The following is a 16,934-nucleotide window of genomic DNA, read 5'->3' on the forward strand; positions in this document are numbered from 1 at the left end:
TCTCCATACCCGACATACAGATAGCACCGGAACTGCAAACATCGTGTTTAGATCTGCCGATAGCGGACAAACCTGGCAGGACATTAGTAACGGGCTGCCCGAACCTGTGAAGGATGACTATGGTATTGGCAGAAATGTTTTATTCGCAGATGATAATGGACTCTATTTAACCGATGGAAACTGGATATACCACAGCAACACAAATGCCACTGCTCCTTTTTGGACCAAAGATGTTTTCCCTGACAAACATAGCAACATTGCCCCTGGCAAGACCGGGATATTTGCATACAATTACTATAGCCCCATTTTACAAAAACTAAACGGAACAAATGATTGGTTGCCGGTATTCACAGATTTGAAGGAGAAAAAAGTACGCACTGTTTTTGAAACTACCGGAGGCACCCTTTTCATTGGCACCGACGAAGGTCTTTTAAAATCCACAAACAATGGAAAAACATGGAAAAATGTACATGCCTGGGGCCTGTTAGGGAAAGTGGCAGAGTTGGATGGTGTTATGGTGGCCACTTCCAACAGAGGGATCATTAGATCGACCGATGGAGGTGAAAACTGGGATCTGGTGATCAGTGAGGGCGGCGTGGGCATCGATGTAGAACGCATCAAAGGTGGGTTCGCTGCTATCAACTACAGCACAGCGGCCAAGACCAGGAGAGTGCGAACATCCTACGACGGCGGAAAAACCTGGCAGCCCATTGATGCCGGCCTCCAAACGCAAATTATTATTGACTCACCCCTGCAACCTATAAATGCCGGCAATTCGGCACAAGGCAATGACTCCGTTTGGCATCCTAAAGAAGCTGCCCCTACAGTCTTTGAGTACAAAACTTCAATTATCCAGGTGGGTGAAAACTTCTTTTGTGGTCATACCGACGGCGTTTACATGACATCGGACAAGGGAAAAACATGGAAACTGGTTCTTCCTGCTGTAAAAGGAAAGATGTTCAAATTATCTGTTTCCGGCAACGTGATTTATGCCATACAGATGGAGAATCATTGTTAAACCTGCCCGATGGTAAATGATAAATCACTAACAGTAGATGAACAGCGCCCAGGCATGAAAGCTGCCTTCGTTTGAAGGCAGCTGCATGTAGTTTTTATTAATACCGGTTATTGAGCAATCAGAAACATGCTGGAAGTTTTGTTATTTCCCTGTTTAATTACCAGCACGGCCATCTTGTTTTTTAACAAGGGGGCATCGAGAATGATGGTTTTGTTATGTTTACCTTTAGTACCATCCACTTCAACAGATTTCAGCAAGGCGCCGTCGACAGAAACGATCTCCAGAATAGCTTTACCATCCTGGGGCAAATCGTAATTTACTGAGATCTGATTGGAAGACAGGTTGGTTTTTACAATAGCTTTCAGTTCGTTATCTGATGCACCGCTTACATCTAACCTATCACCTTCCTCTGTAGGTGGGTGTTTTGGTGATTCCCGGTGATCGAGTGATTCCCGTGCAGCGGATGCAGAACAATAGTTCAGGCCAATGCGCAGTTTGGGACGCCTGGTAGCGTCTGTATTTTCGCTACTGGTAAATAACATAGAGCGATAATACACTTCGGTTTGCAGGCGTATGCATAAGCCATAACGTTGAGCAGGCGGCAGGTTAATAATATCCTGTAACAAGGCGGTAATGTTCAAATCAATAACATGGTAATTCCACTGTACACCATTTGAACCGGGTAAGGTAATCTGATTGGTGGTTGTTGTTGAAGGCTGGTTATTCCAGGTTACTGTTGACTCATCCCATGCAGATGTTACCCGTTGAACATAACAGGCATTGCTGCCATAGCTTCCTAAATCATTGGCGGTAGATGTTGGCACGCCATAGAGCGAAAGATAGGCATAGTTAACGGTTGTACCCTGGGGAATAAATTGCAGATCGGTAAAATCGATAAATGTTCTGAGGAAGCCGGTTGTTCCGCCTATTCCATTGAATGTCCAGGCCATTGCCAATAACTGGCTCGATGAACCATAGTTGTTTGATGCATAGGCAGGTACTCCATTGACCATTTCTACATAGGCATCTTTACCACGGCAGCCATCTGGCTGAAAAGTCATTTCCGTTTGTGTTACCTGGCTAAAACCCACTGCAGGTAATACCATAGCCATGAGGCAGGACAATAAACTTTGTCTCTTTTTTTTCATACAATTAAAGGTTTGTTTTGATTTAAAAAAATAGGTCTACTGTTATCATCCATCCGCTAACAGCGGCTGATTGATTTAAATGTTTTTTTAGTGTATGCGCATGTGTTTCCGGCAGTATTTTATTGCTGCAAACAGGTTTTCAGGAAAATGAATTGATCTTCTAAAAAATAACGGCTTACACCAAAAGCTTACATGCTATAAAAAAGGAAGGTATTTGTATTTAACAGCGGAGAGAATTGCCTTTATCTGGTATATATTTCTAAATCGTTAATTTAACATGTTAGTGTCCGTTATGATATTAACATGGCGCAATATAAAAACAATAAATCAAATTTCCATGAACACTACCCCAAAAAAACATTGGCACAATTGCCGCCAGGTAGACTGGAATATAAAGTTATTGCGGATATGACGTTTTATCTTTAATAGTATAGAGCAAAACCATTTCCTGTTTTCCCTTCAGAGAGATCTCTCCCAAAGCAGTCTGCTGATATTCATTATTTAGCTGCATCCGTTCAAGTAGTTCAGCAGATAAGAGAATATTAACATTAAAATTATTACACTGTCCCTCTATCCGGGAAGTAGTATTCAGTACATCTCCTGAATAAACAATATCCTTTTTTATAACGCCTATCTCACCAACAGTTGCCTCTCCAATATGCAGACCGGCCTTAAAAGAAGGCAGCAGGTCATATTCACGGATATAGTGCTCTTTTCTTTCTTCTATTGCACGCTGAATGCCGAAGAAGCATAACAGACAATTATTGCCTGCCAGTCCTTTCTCAACCGGCCAGCTTACCACCACTTCATCACCAACATACTGGTATATTTCACCCTGGCTGTTTAAGATTGGTTCTGTCATATCATTATAGATCTCTTTTAGCAGCACAAAAAATTTTTTGCTGCTCATCTTTTCAGCAATAGTTGTTGAAGACCTCAGATCGAGGAACATAAATATCCTTTCTTCCTGTCGTGGATGATAATACTCGCCGGTAATGAACTTCCATAATATACCGGGACCAAACTTATCGTTCACCTGGAGCATGAACTGCGTACAGGAAACTAAAAAGCCAAATAAAAAAACATTAATAAAAAAAGAAGGAGAAAAGATGTTGAAAAGTACATTATCAATTGACTTTGACAAGGCAATAGAAAATGGCATGTGAAACGAAAAATAAACGACATCAATGATAAGCAATCCAATGACAGCGAGACCCATGTAGGTAATGATAAACAGGAGCCCTGAATTGATAACCCCGAAAGCAAATGACTTTCTCCTGTAACGTGAACCCATTTTGAATACCAAAACGTATCCCGCTACTAAACCGCCGAGTAGTGCAAAAATGATAGAACCTGTAAATTCACCCCAGAAGGGAAATGAACCCGATAGTCTTTTTAATGTAAGCAAGTCATAAATAAAGAAATATTGGCTGAGAAAAGAAACGCAGCCGAAAGCTGTCCAGCATAGCGTTATTATCCAAACTGTTTGTATTTTTTTTCGCAGCCCGGTTTTGTATTTCATGTAGTAGACTTCATGCTTCAAAATAGAAAAGCAAAAGTTTATACAATTTAGTCTTTATAATCTGAAAATGTTCCTGGCGTGGTGATGTCTTTTCTTTACGTTTCGGGGCTTTTTTGTTGTTTGTGGAAGAATCAGAAAAAGAAAGATAATTTAAAAATTGTTAACCGGGAAGCGATCAACATTGCAAATAAAAACATCATCGAAATCTTTAAATGCCCGGAAACCACATCGCTGAAAGAAAGCATTTAATTTATATTGGGCCTTTTCGGAATCCTTTTCCAAACCAGCTAACTCCACGCCCTGGCTTTCATATATTGAATCATAATCGCCTTTATCTTCACACTGTGCCGGGTTACCATATAAAATAACGATATACCCGCATTTGCCTATCATTTGGGTAACAAGACCTTTCAATGCCTGTTCGCCTATACCCTTATTTCTCCAGGCAGCTGATATGCCCACACGACTAATCACCAAAATATTGGGATTACTAACCTCCCCTACATCATCAATAGTTTCCTGACTAATATTGGTATAATCCAATTCCCACAATGCTTTGAAACCACGCTGCAGTGCAATATATTTTACCTTAGACATGTTTACACCCTTGACTTTTGCCAAAGCCTGGTTGTAATGTAAAAGTTGGATGAATCCAATCTTTGTACCTTCATAATCATAGCCTGCATCCTCAGCCTTTATTGCTTCCTCCTCTGTTGTGTAAATAATATCCGCGAAATGAGTATTAAAATATTCACCTGGCCGATTACTAAGATTCAAATTCAACATTCCATCGTATTTCAAATTCAAGTTGTAATTCATACAATACATAATTAAAGCTATGATCAAATATTGTTTACAGCTTGCTAATCAGAGAGAGCAATTACCGGCTCAGGTGTATCAAATGCAGGAGAAATAAAGATAAGACTAAAGGTTTGAAAAATATGGCACTGTGTTAGGCGGACATCATAACAACGCCAATAATGTATTAGAGGTATCAAAGTGGCTTTTCGGGTAAAAAATGGCGTGGTGAGCATTTAAAGAGCTTTGCCAAATGGCTTAGATGATGCACATTATATTTATCCCACCATTTTACACTTTCAACGTTTGAAACAAACTATCGGTCATATTCGTTACACGCGAGTTAGTAGTGGAAAAATTTAGTCGCTTGTTTGAGCAGTCTCGTTTAATATTAATAAAATAAGGACGATAAAAAACGTGAAAAACACCTGTTTTTGTAACCTAAAATATTGGTAATATCGTTGCTATTGTTTGCTGGTTTGAAATCCCATGTTATATATAATTGGTTACAATCATAGTGATTAAAAGAGAAATCTTAATATAAATCAAAAAGAAAAGTCGACATTCCAAATCAAGAAAGATTTGGGCAACTAAAAATATGCCGCAAAACTCATTACTAGCATTCCGGAACAGTTGGGCCTTTGCGGATACTTTTCCATCTGACAAAAAGCATCCAAATGGAAATTGTAACTATTGCAGCTACTATAGCATCTTTAACTTCGCTAATAAGTATTATATCTAAATTTTTCTGCTCTGGTAAGGAAAAGAAAAATAATGTTACCATAAAAATTACTAATAAAGATGGTAAAGAAATCACTATCAATCCCTACAATGAAAAGGATTTTGAGACACTTAAACAAACATTAGATGCACTAACACAAAATAAGGAGGTTGGAAATGGAAAATAAAACCTCTAAAAATAATACAAATTTACAAGCAGGTGTAGCAGGTGCCGGTGGCGGAACACTTCTTCTTTTACTCGCTAATAACCTTTCAGACGCTAATATATATAAATCTTGGATGATTATAATCGCGCCTTCGACTGCAGTAGGGCTTTCTGTTTTTTGGAAATGGCTAACAAAAAGTGTTGATAAATATTTAAAAAGGAGAAAAACTAAAGAACTAAAATCAAAATTACGTACAGACATTGAAAACGCTCTTCAAAATCCAAACATTCCTGCTGAAGAAAAAGTTGCAATGCAAAAAAAGCTAGCTGCGTTTGAGCAACAAAATATAGACGCCTTAACGAAAGCAGTAGCTGCAATTGAGTTAGATTAGAATGATGCAAGAAGCGGGGCCGGCCTTTATTATTTGTATTAATTACACAACTAAAGCATATGCCTGAAGAACCAAAACCATTTGTACCGCCCTTTTACCCGCCACGCCCCTATCCAACTTTTGAGGAACGCCTTAAGACGTATTTAATAACACGTGACTTTTATGATCTTCCCAATTCGGTAGAGAATGATGCCCATTTATACCGGGATGCACACGAGCCGGAACGGCTGGTATTTTACAAGCGGGACATGCGCCTGGTTATTTTCACCAGTGACATTGAAAATGCAGTAGGATGTTCAGATCGTACCGCCCGCCGGATGCTGCAAGAAGTACGTGAAAGTTTAGGGCTACCTAAAGGAGCACCAGTAACGATCAAAGATTTTTGTGATCAGTGCCCATTTCCTTATGACGTTATGCATAGTTTCATAATGGAAAGCTAATTACCAACTATAACAACTACAAAACACGCTCATGGATAAGCTGGACATATATTCAGAAATATACGGCAAATTAGACCAAAGAGAAGAATGGAAGGCTTTTTTTCAAACACGCGACTGGTACGACATGCCGGATTATGTAAAGGAAAACGACAGAATATACGAATACAATGAATCTATTATGCCATTTAGTCCTAAAAGAATTGAGTGGCGATTTTATATCCTTCCTAAAGACATTGAATATATATTTGACTACTCGCCAGAAGACGCACGTAGTATATTGAATGATATACGAATAGTACTTGAGATACCGATAAGCGGGCCCGTTACCTATCCCGATCTTCAGGAGTATACAAAACTTGATTTGGAAACGATATTGGATTTCATAATGGCAAGCTGAATATTATCCTAAGTATTGGGAAGAGATTGTAAGATGTACTTCTTCACCCATATCAATTGCAGCAATTACTTTATCAATGTTTTGCCGCGCCAGGTCGGTCATCTGTTGCTGACCGTTTGTCCAGCTAACATAAAGTGGCGCCTCTTTATCATAACCGGCCAGCTCTTCCTTTGACAGTCTGGCAAGGCTCATACGTAACTGCCTGCGGCTTTCAGCGCTGGTAACCTGAATACTATAAGGTTTATTTTCGTTGACCGGCTTGTGCAAATGATACTGGCCATCGGGCAGGCCGGCAATCGGCGTCCATCCCTTTTGGTTGTTTGCGCCTATATAAATGCAAAGCAATTGATTATTCATAAAGAGCTGCCCCATCATACTATGCGGGAATTGAGCTCGCAACAAACGAAGTTCCATACAAATAATTTGAAGGTTTTAAAAATGGCCCCGACGCTATCGCCGGGGCCGGTTTACTTACCGGAGCATTGAGGCTAGCTTTTCTTCACCTGGCGAATCATCCACTTCAGAAATATTGATACCGTAAAGCTCACTACAGCGCCTATAGCTGCCAGTGCTATGGTTTTGAGTATCTCACCGGAATTGATGTTTACCAGAATAATAGTAAGTATGCCACCTGCAGTACCGGCTTTTGATGCGGGAGTAAATGAAGCATCATCCATACTGCTTTCTTTAAAAGGTCAGCAATGGGGTTTGTTACACACCGCTTACTTTAATGATGGCAAGGGCATTAAACGCTTTATTTTTTAAAGGTTTATTACCACCAACGTCTTCTATGAAGAAGTTGATGCCCAGTACCAGGAATAAAGGATGCGCACTGTTTGGCGTTAGGGTTACGCCCAGTTCAAATGCAGCCTGCTCTGTTTCGGTCAACGCCATTTGTTCTGATCTTTTGAATTGGGATACAGTAGTACCTTTTTCAAAGTCTACTTCCAACCCGGCCACATTCAGTTGATAATGGGTTGCTTCGGCAGGTGATGCTATCATTGTTTTGGAAACAAACGCTGGCAGCTTTACTACTGCATTACCCGTTGCGCGATCGATTGTTGCTTCATAAGTGGGAAAAAAAGTAGAACTAAGCTTCCCTTTCAAATTGAATTCAAAACCGGTGAGCAATTCCGTTTCACCATCAAGCACGTTCTTTTTACCACGTGGATTGGTTACGTCGGCTTTTATCACCGCCTGCATTGTTTTTGAAAGACGGCTTGTTACCCTGCCGTCTGAAGCATTTTTTGCAATTGGACGCAATGGAACACGCAATAGTTTGGCTGCATTTGCCGCTGAAGTAAACAGTGCCATTGTTTCCCGCACGCGCTCATACCTTTCGTCTGTGGCCATGCGACCTTTTACAACGGTATTTTTCTTACGTGCCTGGTAGCCGTCCTGTGTTTTTAAAAAAGTGAGGTTATCGATCGTTCCTTTCAATGGAATGATCCCATCTTGCTTAGCCATAATAAAAGGCTTTAAAAGTTAATGAAAAGGCGGTTTGTTTAATAGGCACATCCCGTTGAAGCCTCCATCATGATGTTTTGCAATTGCACAACAATGTTAGGAAGGCTTCAGATAACCCCTGGCCATTTTGGCCGTTTTGGCCATTTTGGCCATTTTGTTTCTTTTTAGCGCTTTTTGCGCCTTTGTCATAAATAGTCGCAATTAGTCACAATTAAGAACCCATTAAATCTCGCAGTGAATTATTTTTAACTTGTGCAAGTACGTTATAAACCTTGAAAAAATGAGGATGCCCAAGAAATGAAGGAAAGGAAACAGAAGCAGAAATAATAATATAAATTGAATAACACAAGCAACCACCATATAAAACAACTGTTTATTGATGCTGAATGTGAACGCCCTTTCAAAATTTAAATGGGACATATTTTCCCGCCTGCAGATAATTTAATAACCTCAAAGCAGATATGATCGCAAAATATTTACAGCTGGACGGTTTGCTGAATTATATGTGGGGCTAAAGACATTACTGTATGAGGGTATTGGCGTTTAAGCGGAGGTAAAAAATAAAACACCCGGTCTGCATGAAAGACTCGACCAATATGAGAGCATTTCTTTTTTTGCGTGCGCGTCATCACTACTTCCACTACATCATCTTTTTCCTGTTCTTTTAACCACTTCATTGCCCACCCGTTCAATTCCTGGTAAAAGCACCGGCTGCGGCTTTGTGGCGGTAATTCACGATATAACTCCGATGCTATTGCTGACGCTTCGGCCAGTAGATCCGAATATTGTTGCTGTTGTTCCTTATGGACCTTGCGTTGTATGCTCTTGCTGGTTTTGGTTTGCCAGTAGTTAGTATCCTGTTTTATGTATGCCCGCTTTGATGCTGTTTGCTCTGAAACTGATGACTGTGCATCTCTTTTTTTATCAATGATTTGTTTTATATAACGCTCCCATAAAAACTGTCGAACCTCACATATTCCGATACCTTTTTTAAGCATAGTATATGCTTCACCGGTAAATGAGCGGTACATCCACGATTGCCGCCAGTAAACAGGTAATGAATTGTACAGGTAAGATCCTATTTTTGATGCCTGCCCCATCACTGAAGCATTATGACGGGTGTTTTCAAACGCTGGAGAATAAAGCACTTTCCTTCTTGTAAGGCTGCTTTTTTTGCGCACAAAGTTCCTACCTTCCATCATATAGAAGGTAAGCTTACCTATGGTCCTTTGTATGCGAAATGGTGCAAAAGCTTCAGCCATGTAATAAAATTAGCAATAATATTAATTAACAGACAAAACTTATGCCTTTTAATATCCAGGCAAGGCACGTCACACTGCGTACCAAAAACACCTTTCAGGAATGACTACATTTAGAAAATGCGCTTTAAATAGCGGTGATACTGGGATCAGCCTAAGGACATCCTGCGTTCAGCATGGGTAAAACCAGTTATGGATGGTGGAGTCGTAAACTTTCCACTCAACCTGCGGGCCGAAAGAGTGCCGCTGGCATAGCAGCATTAGTCAAGTGCTTTCTTTATCATTTTTAATGCCTTTTCCGGTTCAACTATGCCAAGCGCAGAAAAAATCTTTCCATCAACCTTATTATAATTAATAAAAAACTCTTCCAGCTGACCATTATGCTCCTTACCTAACTGATCGATCGTTTCAATAAGCGCATAAGTTATAGAACCGGTTGGCACACAAAAGTACCGGTCATTACGAACAGCTTTCTCTCCCTTTTCTTGTTGTTCCGCCTTCAATGCACCGATAATACGGCAGGAAAGATGTGCTCCGGTAAAGCTGGCAAATTCTGAAAGTACTAGCGCATCAAGGGGATCACCATCCTCTCCTGCTGTTCCCGATATGAACCCAAAATCATACGGGAAGACCATCCCTAATGGAAGAAGCCGTTTTAACTTGAAAATCTTCTCTTTAGGATCGAATTTGAACTTAGCCTGCGTAGCTCTTGGCGATTCAATAACCACTTCAATAGTCTGCATATATTTTTATTGATCACTGCAAAAATCTTTCCTGGCCTATGGTGCATTTTTTGAAGCAGTTTATCTATGGATTGGCTTATTCAATTATTTGGAGAAGGAAAAGAGCTTACGGCGCTTCAAATGAGTGTTCGTGGCTTAACCATCTTTTTAATTGCTTTGCTGCTTATTCGTGTTTCGGGCAGGCGATCATTTGGTTTACATACGCCCCTTGATAATATTGTAACTATTCTATTGGGCGCTATTTTAAGCAGAGCAGTAGTTGGAGCTTCACCATTTTTACCAATTATTTGTTGTTGCATTGTAATTGTAGTTATTCATCGCTTACTCGGCATGCTTATTTCCCGCCACGAAGCCATAAGCAAAATACTGGAAGGAGAAAAAATATTACTTTTTAAAGATGGACAGTTTATAGAAAAAAACATGAAGAAAGCGCAGGTGTGTAAAGAGAATATAATTCAGGGCATTCGGGAGTCGGCATTAACCGAAGATCTGGAAAAAATTGAAAGGGTTTATATGGAACGCAATGGCGTACTAAGTATTATTGAAAAACAGCAAACTGGTGAAGACGCGCACTAATAAAGACCCTTACCCATTGTAGACATTACAGATGTACTTTTTTACAGCGGTTATAATACAAACAAGCCCCCTTCTTATCCTGAAAAAACAAATTCCCCCTTTACACAAATCGCATCTTACTTTTTTATACATTTGGGCTCCCGTCTATACACTCCCTTCCTTATTGAAGCCTTTTTTATACTCTCTGTGAACGCCGCTATTTATTAACCTGTAAATCGCCGGGTTATGGCTTACAAACTATCTGCTTTGAAAGGTGCGCCTGTTGCCATCACTTTTTTCTGTTGCCTGTTGAGTTATATTGTTGCTGCACAGTCGAGGGTAAAAGGCCGGGTATTAAATACCAGTGGTGAACCGCTGGTCAATGCAAGCGTAATGTTATTAAGATCGGGCGATTCGTCGCTGATCAAAGGTATGATGACCACCCAGGAAGGACGATTCAGCTTCGACAAAGTAGCTTCCGGCAGCTACCTCGTTACATCTACTTTTATTGGCTATAGGCAGGTTTCTTCTAATGTTTTTGTTGCCAATAACGATCATATTGAATTGCCGCCGCTAAGGCTTTCGCAAAAAGAAGAAAAATTATCAAACGTTACCATCGCTGCGCGCAAACCGCTTATTGAGCAAACCATCGACCGGCTGGTAATCAATGTTGCCGGAAACATTACCGCCTCGGGCTCTACTGCGCTCGACATACTCGAACGTTCGCCCGGGGTAATAGTTGACCGGCAAAATAATTCCATTGCCATTAATGGTAAAGATGGCGTTGTAGTAATGATGAATGGAAGAATTAACCGCATACCGATATCGTCGCTGGTGCCCATGCTCGAAGGCATGTCTGCCGACAAAATAGAAAAAATTGAACTCATCACCACCCCACCCGCCTCGCTGGATGCTGAAGGCAATGCAGGTTATATAAACATTGTTATAAAAAGAAATACGCAATACGGCACCAACGGCTCTTATTCACTTACTGGCGGCTATAGCCGGGGCATCATTGGACTTGGTTCCATTAATTTCAACCACCGCAAAAACCGGTTCAACCTGTATGGCGATTATTCGTATAATGTTGATCACACCAAACAGTTCTTTTCATTTTACCATGCAGTTTCCAACGAGGGTAAATTCCTGGAGAATTCTTCCATATCGAACAGGCGGCCAATGACAGACGTTCACGATGGCAAATTAGGTTTTGATTACGAGCTCAATAAAAAAACAATCGTGGGCGCCCTGGTAACAATTTACAATCGCCGCTGGATAATGGATGCCGATAATAATTCAAAGAACTACATCAACGAGCTGCCCGATACGCTGGTGAACCTTTTTATACATGAATTTCATTCAACTGCCAGTGTGGATATTAATGCGAACCTGCAACAAACGTATAAGGAAGGCAATAAGCTGCTGGTGAACCTTGACTATATGCATTATAACGATGAAAACCCCGTTGACTATGACAATAGGTACTTTGATAGTAAAGGTATGTTTTTGAAAGAGGAAGATATGAAGAGCAGTAAGACCACCCCTATTGATCTTTGGATTGCAGCACTTGACTATAGTAAGAATTTGAATAAAAAGTTACAATGGGAAGCCGGCGCTAAATTCACCATCTCGCGTTTTACAAACGAAGTGCGTATAGACAGGTTGCAGCAGAACAACTGGACCATCGACGAAGCGCTTAGTGCTAACTGGAAGTTGAATGAAAATATTTCTGCGGCTTATTCATCATTAAGCTGGACGGTAAGCGCCAAAACCAAAATGAAACTTGGTTTGCGGTATGAACATACCAATTCGAACCTGGGAACAGAAAAAGAAAAGGACATTGTAGACAGGCATTATGGAAGATTGTTCCCAAGCTTCTTTTTCACTCATACAATAGATGAGAACAATTCGGCCGGTTTTTCCTATAGCCGAAGAATAACCAGGCCTACATTCTGGAACCTGGCTCCTTTTGTAATTTTTATGGACCCCAATACTTATTTTTCGGGCAACCCGGGCTTACAGCCTTCTATAGGTGATAATATAAACCTGAACTATACCTGGAAAAAGAAAATACTCTCTATGTCGTTCAGCTATGAAGCCGACCCCATCACCAATTTTTCGCCCAAGCTAGACTCTATTAATAATAAAGAAACACTGGCTGCCGAAAACCAGGATAACAGAAAAATGGTGACCATCAGTTTGTCGCTACCCTTTACCGTAACCAAGTGGTGGACTATGCAGCTGAATTTAAATGGAAGTTTTCAGCAGATCAACGGCTGGTATAATGAACAGCCATTACGCCTCGAGAATAAGAATTTGAATTTGTCGGGCCAGCAGGTGTTTACCCTACCCAAAGACTTTTCGTTATCGCTCTCTGGTTTTTACAACTCGGGCGGTTTATTTGGTGTATACCGGTTCCCTCCGGTTGGCTCGCTCGATGCCGGTATTCAGAAAAAACTGGCCAGTATAAAAACGACGTTACGGCTCAACTTCAGCAATATTTTCAATACGATGGTATATAAACCAGAGATCAATCAGCCAGATAAAAACCTGATCACAAGCGCAGAATTGATCTTTACCCGCCCGGCCGTAAAGCTTACCCTTACCCGAACTTTTGGTAACGACCAGGTAAAGGCCAAAAGGAACCGGAGCGCAGGCAATGAGGAAGAAAAAGAAAGGCTAAGGCTTTAACGGCCGTTATATAATACATTGATCGGGTTACATTGCAGACCTTTTAAACCGCTTTTGTAAAACGATAGAGGCCACTTTATCTGCTTCCACTTTACCTATACTGCTATTATTAAGCATAACGATGCACAGATCATCATCTGGATAGAACTTGAACTCAGTAACGAAACCAGGCACACCGCCGGGATGAGAAATACATTTTCTTCCGTAAGAAGAAAAACTGAACCACCCATAACCGTATAACCAGTTGCGCGGCTGAAATGCGTTTTCCCGTGTGGAATCAGTAATTATTTTTTTAGCGTACAACCCCTTATACCATTTGTACAGGTCCATTGCAGAAGAATACATAGAACCGCAACCAGGTGCATAGGTTGAGTCAAAATCTTCTACCACTATTTTTTTTCCAACGTTGCGGTGACCAACTGATTTATCAGCAGTTTTCAGATTTTTAAAATCAAACCCCGAATTGGTCATTTGCAGTGGCTCAAAAATAAGTTCCCGCACCACGGTCTCATATTTTTTTTGGGTCATCTTTTCAATGATATAAGCCAGTAAAATGTAATTTGAGTTGGAATAGGTAAATTGATCACCCTTTTTTATTGTAGCCCGTTCATTTTTAAACCAGGAGATCAATTCCCCAATTGAAACCGGAGGTGCTGAATCGGGTAAATTCTGTATAGCAGGTACTTCCAGATAGTCCTTTATACCTGAACGATGGGTAAGCAATGCATCAATTGTAATGCTATCGCCCCGGGGAAAATCAGGAATATATTTGGATAATGGATCATGTAGTTTTATTAATCCGCATTCTGCAAGATGCAAGATAACAGTGGCAGTAAATGGTTTTGTTGTTGAACCTATTCTGTAAAGTGTTGCAGTATCGTTAAGGGTATGCTCACGTACATTCTTGTACCCATATCCCTTATAAAGTATTACATTATTTTTATAAACAACAAGTGCAGTGCCATTAAATACGCCCGGCCGGCTTAAATACTTGTCAAGCTTTTCCGAAACAGACTGACCATTGCCCCCAACAAAATAAAATGCCAGAAATAGAACACAAAGCAATTTCTTCATAAGAATTCATTTGTTAGCTGAAACCCGATTTTCGGATGTTCTTTCCTGAAGATAAATAATTGTGTATGGGAAATGGTAAGCCCTAATATATTTAAGGTAATTTTAGCGTGCTTTTAAAGATACCTTTCGCTTATTGGTTATATCCTCTGCATTAAAGTCAACACTACCGTTATTAAATACAAAGGTAAATTTATACAGATTGATGCTGGAGAGGCTGTTATATTCAACATGAAGTTTGTTATTTTCCCAGTAACTCCTGAGTGCAACGGGTAAACCGAACAAATGTTCCTGACCTATTACATACCGGTTACCCATGCCCATTGCCATTCTTTGTTTGCCGCCATCTTCAAGGTCGAGAATAAGATAATAGTCATTACTTCCCTTTTCGAACCGGAAAGCAGTTATCTCAAGGTCATTTTTTTCGAACCTATAGGTTTTATTGAGCATAGCTGCTGAAAAATTGTTTTTCCTGGCGCTACCTGTGTCGGGCAGTTGTAGCTGTTTAACGAGCTGCTGCAACTCAGCATAATGGTTTTCCTTAGGTTTATAGTCTGCCAGGGCATTCACCACCAGGTTGTCCATATCACCGGCGTCAAATCCGCCGCCAGTGGCTACGATGATCGTATTTTTATCTTTCAGCACAAACATGCGCTGCCCGCCCCTACCCATAGCCTGTATTTCATGTGGGTTCTCACTATCGAGCCACCAGCCATACCCATACGATTCTGTCTTGTGCACAAAATACTGGGGTTGAATCTTTTGTAGCCATGTAGAAGCAACAACCTGTTTGCCGTTCCATTTACCATTGTTCAATATTAAAGAACCAAGCTTAGCTAAATCATAAGGACGCATATACAGATCGCCCCAGCCATGGTTGACGCCTTGTTTGTTCTCATCCCAATACGTAGTACCAAACTGTAGTACATTGAACAGGTACTTCTTTGCGAATTCATGGCACTTCATTTTCGTGGCCCTTTGCAATATTTCTGCAAGCAGGTAAAAGTTACCGCTGCAGTAAGAAAATCTTTCACCCGGTTTTGATGAGAAAGGAAGCGCAAACATAAACCCGGCCCAGTCTACCTGCTGTTGCATTTGCTCCAGTTCTTTTTCCCCATGGGCCCAACTGCATTGAAAACCCGATGCCATGCTCAACAGGTCTTTTATTGTAAGCAGCTTAAGCGTATCGTTCTTTATGGTATACTCTGGAAAATATTTCATTACCGCATCCTGCTCACTTGTAATAAATCCTTTGTCAATGGCAATGCCTATAAGGAGCGACATAACACTTTTGGTAACCGAAGCCAGATCATGGGCGTACTGTTGCCTGTAAGGATAAAAGGCCGCATCGAGCACCACCTGATTGTTCCTGATGATCAAAAGGCTATGGATATTGGTACCGGCCTGTTGTAACGCTTTGATACCATTTGCGAGGGTAAGCGAGCTCATACCCTGCGCTTCTGGCGGTGCTATCTTCCAGGGATTTTTTTGACAATAACAGTTAACAACACTATTAAGAAGCAGTAAAAGCAGGAAGTTTTTCATGTGCGTCGGGAATTGTTTTTTAAAATGCGCTGCAGCTGCCGGGCGGTTTTAAATCCGCAGCGCGCTGCTATATATTCAATCGTATAATTTGGATTGTTAAGCATCGTCCTTGCCAGCTCCAGTCTTAAAAGCGTTACATATTCAAGTATGGTGGTGCCGGTCTTTTCTTTAAACACCCGGCTCAGGTTCCTTGGGCTCATCGCAACCATCTTCGCCAGGTAAGCAATGGAGTTCTCTTCTGCCAAATGCTCTATAAGATGATCCTGTACCAAATGTATGTTTGGATTGATATGATTACGATAATCGAGGTAAACACTTTGCTGTGTATGGTTGTGGCTTCTGCGGTGGTATACAACCAGCCCACGCGCCACCTTATGCGTAAACAAGGCGTCCTTCAACTCTTCCAGTATAGCCAGCGAAAGATCGATACCGGCGCTGATGCCCGCGCTGGTATATACATTGTTGCTTTTCTTGAATAAAATATCGGTTAGTACCTGTGCCTCGGGAAAGGTTTGCTGTAGCGCTTCTATTCTTCGCCAATGGGTAGTGCATTCGGTGTTTTTCAACAGGCCCGCGTAACCTAACGCAAAGGCTCCATTACAAACCGAACAAATAAACGTACCATTATCGGAACATTGTTTCAACCATTTAAAGAACGTATGCTGTGTTTTAAAAGCAATGCTACTAACATATTCATAATTCATACCCGGCACAAACAGATAATCGCCGTGGGCCAGGGTAGCTTCACTAAAGTGGCTTACCTTACCAAACGGAAGCCCCGATGAACTAACGCTGGTTTCTTCCAAACAATAAAATTCAAGCTCCGCTTCGAAGCCATTGTACCTGGCTTCGGTAAACACCTGTACAGGCCCGGCCAGATCGAGTATTTCTACAGCTGGTGGTACTATAAACGCTATTCTTTTCATACAATGCTTAACGGGTTTGTTACAGCAAAAATAATGATGTTTGGAAAAGACTGAGAGACAGGAGAGCGTCAGAAAT

At 40.9% G+C, this 16,934-nt stretch carries 18 protein-coding genes; 7 read left to right on the top strand and 11 right to left on the bottom strand.

The window, feature by feature from the left end:
• Positions 1-43: 43 nt before the first annotated feature.
• Positions 44-1,018, top strand: coding sequence for a hypothetical protein (locus tag GGD38_RS02415; protein ID WP_375299623.1), 975 nt, complete (start codon positions 44-46; stop codon positions 1,016-1,018).
• Positions 1,019-1,125: 107 nt separating this feature from the next.
• On the opposite strand, the gene GGD38_RS02420 is transcribed toward GGD38_RS02415, so the two are convergent.
• The 3 genes from GGD38_RS02420 to GGD38_RS02430 all read right to left on the bottom strand — a co-directional run bounded on the left by GGD38_RS02420 (position 1,126) and on the right by GGD38_RS02430 (position 4,507).
• The gene (locus GGD38_RS02420; RefSeq protein ID WP_375299622.1) at positions 1,126-2,166 is read right to left on the bottom strand and encodes a DNRLRE domain-containing protein; all 1,041 of its coding nucleotides are present in this window, start codon (positions 2,164-2,166) and stop codon (positions 1,126-1,128) included.
• Positions 2,167-2,563: 397 nt separating this feature from the next.
• Entirely contained in the window at positions 2,564-3,688 is a 1,125-nt protein-coding gene (locus GGD38_RS02425; RefSeq protein ID WP_375299621.1) for an adenylate/guanylate cyclase domain-containing protein, read from the bottom strand.
• A 150-nt stretch (positions 3,689-3,838) separates the two neighbouring features.
• The gene (locus GGD38_RS02430) at positions 3,839-4,507 is read right to left on the bottom strand and encodes a hypothetical protein (protein WP_375299620.1); all 669 of its coding nucleotides are present in this window, start codon (positions 4,505-4,507) and stop codon (positions 3,839-3,841) included.
• A 656-nt stretch (positions 4,508-5,163) separates the two neighbouring features.
• On the opposite strand from GGD38_RS02430, the gene GGD38_RS02435 reads away from it, so the two are divergent.
• The 4 genes from GGD38_RS02435 to GGD38_RS02450 are packed head-to-tail and all read left to right on the top strand — an operon-like array spanning position 5,164 to position 6,601.
• The gene (locus GGD38_RS02435; RefSeq protein ID WP_375299619.1) at positions 5,164-5,394 is read left to right on the top strand and encodes a hypothetical protein; all 231 of its coding nucleotides are present in this window, start codon (positions 5,164-5,166) and stop codon (positions 5,392-5,394) included.
• Complete coding sequence (locus GGD38_RS02440) at positions 5,384-5,764, top strand: hypothetical protein (protein WP_375299618.1); 381 nt, start codon at positions 5,384-5,386, stop codon at positions 5,762-5,764. Before GGD38_RS02435 ends, GGD38_RS02440 begins: the two co-directional genes overlap by 11 nt.
• A gap of 59 nt (positions 5,765-5,823) precedes the next feature.
• Positions 5,824-6,204 (top strand): hypothetical protein, encoded by a 381-nt coding sequence (locus GGD38_RS02445; RefSeq protein WP_375299617.1) that lies wholly within the window; start codon positions 5,824-5,826, stop codon positions 6,202-6,204.
• Between the two features lie 31 nt (positions 6,205-6,235).
• The gene (locus GGD38_RS02450; protein ID WP_375299616.1) at positions 6,236-6,601 is read left to right on the top strand and encodes a hypothetical protein; all 366 of its coding nucleotides are present in this window, start codon (positions 6,236-6,238) and stop codon (positions 6,599-6,601) included.
• A gap of 3 nt (positions 6,602-6,604) precedes the next feature.
• Here GGD38_RS02450 and GGD38_RS02455 read toward each other — a convergent pair whose 3' ends face one another.
• The 5 genes from GGD38_RS02455 to GGD38_RS02475 form a co-directional block, all read right to left on the bottom strand.
• Positions 6,605-7,015: a hypothetical protein gene (locus tag GGD38_RS02455; protein ID WP_375299615.1), complete on the bottom strand. Its 411-nt coding sequence runs from the start codon at positions 7,013-7,015 to the stop codon at positions 6,605-6,607.
• 74 nt (positions 7,016-7,089) lie between these two features.
• Positions 7,090-7,278, bottom strand: coding sequence for a hypothetical protein (locus GGD38_RS02460; RefSeq protein ID WP_375299614.1), 189 nt, complete (start codon positions 7,276-7,278; stop codon positions 7,090-7,092).
• A gap of 34 nt (positions 7,279-7,312) precedes the next feature.
• Positions 7,313-8,068, bottom strand: a complete 756-nt coding sequence (locus GGD38_RS02465) for a hypothetical protein (protein WP_375299613.1) — start codon at positions 8,066-8,068, stop codon at positions 7,313-7,315.
• A gap of 476 nt (positions 8,069-8,544) precedes the next feature.
• Complete coding sequence (locus GGD38_RS02470; protein ID WP_375299612.1) at positions 8,545-9,330, bottom strand: hypothetical protein; 786 nt, start codon at positions 9,328-9,330, stop codon at positions 8,545-8,547.
• Between the two features lie 257 nt (positions 9,331-9,587).
• Positions 9,588-10,070 carry an inorganic diphosphatase gene (locus tag GGD38_RS02475; RefSeq protein WP_375299611.1) on the bottom strand — a complete coding sequence of 161 codons (483 nt, stop codon included), beginning with the start codon at positions 10,068-10,070 and terminating at the stop codon, positions 9,588-9,590.
• Positions 10,071-10,136: 66 nt separating this feature from the next.
• On the opposite strand from GGD38_RS02475, the gene GGD38_RS02480 reads away from it, so the two are divergent.
• Both GGD38_RS02480 and GGD38_RS02485 read left to right on the top strand, forming a co-directional pair.
• A complete protein-coding gene (locus GGD38_RS02480) occupies positions 10,137-10,646 on the top strand; it encodes a DUF421 domain-containing protein (RefSeq protein WP_375299610.1) in 510 nt (169 codons plus the stop codon).
• 225 nt (positions 10,647-10,871) lie between these two features.
• Positions 10,872-13,316 (top strand): TonB-dependent receptor domain-containing protein, encoded by a 2,445-nt coding sequence (locus GGD38_RS02485; RefSeq protein WP_375299609.1) that lies wholly within the window; start codon positions 10,872-10,874, stop codon positions 13,314-13,316.
• 27 nt (positions 13,317-13,343) lie between these two features.
• On the opposite strand, the gene GGD38_RS02490 is transcribed toward GGD38_RS02485, so the two are convergent.
• From GGD38_RS02490 to GGD38_RS02500, 3 genes are all read right to left on the bottom strand, one after another.
• Entirely contained in the window at positions 13,344-14,390 is a 1,047-nt protein-coding gene (locus tag GGD38_RS02490; RefSeq protein ID WP_375299608.1) for a serine hydrolase domain-containing protein, read from the bottom strand.
• A gap of 102 nt (positions 14,391-14,492) precedes the next feature.
• The gene (locus tag GGD38_RS02495; protein WP_375299607.1) at positions 14,493-15,932 is read right to left on the bottom strand and encodes a serine hydrolase domain-containing protein; all 1,440 of its coding nucleotides are present in this window, start codon (positions 15,930-15,932) and stop codon (positions 14,493-14,495) included.
• Positions 15,929-16,858: a GlxA family transcriptional regulator gene (locus GGD38_RS02500; RefSeq protein ID WP_375299606.1), complete on the bottom strand. Its 930-nt coding sequence runs from the start codon at positions 16,856-16,858 to the stop codon at positions 15,929-15,931. Before GGD38_RS02500 ends, GGD38_RS02495 begins: the two co-directional genes overlap by 4 nt.
• Positions 16,859-16,934: the final 76 nt, after the last annotated feature.

Source organism: Niastella sp. OAS944 (genome assembly GCA_024809215.1).
GTDB lineage: Bacteria > Bacteroidota > Bacteroidia > Chitinophagales > Chitinophagaceae > Niastella.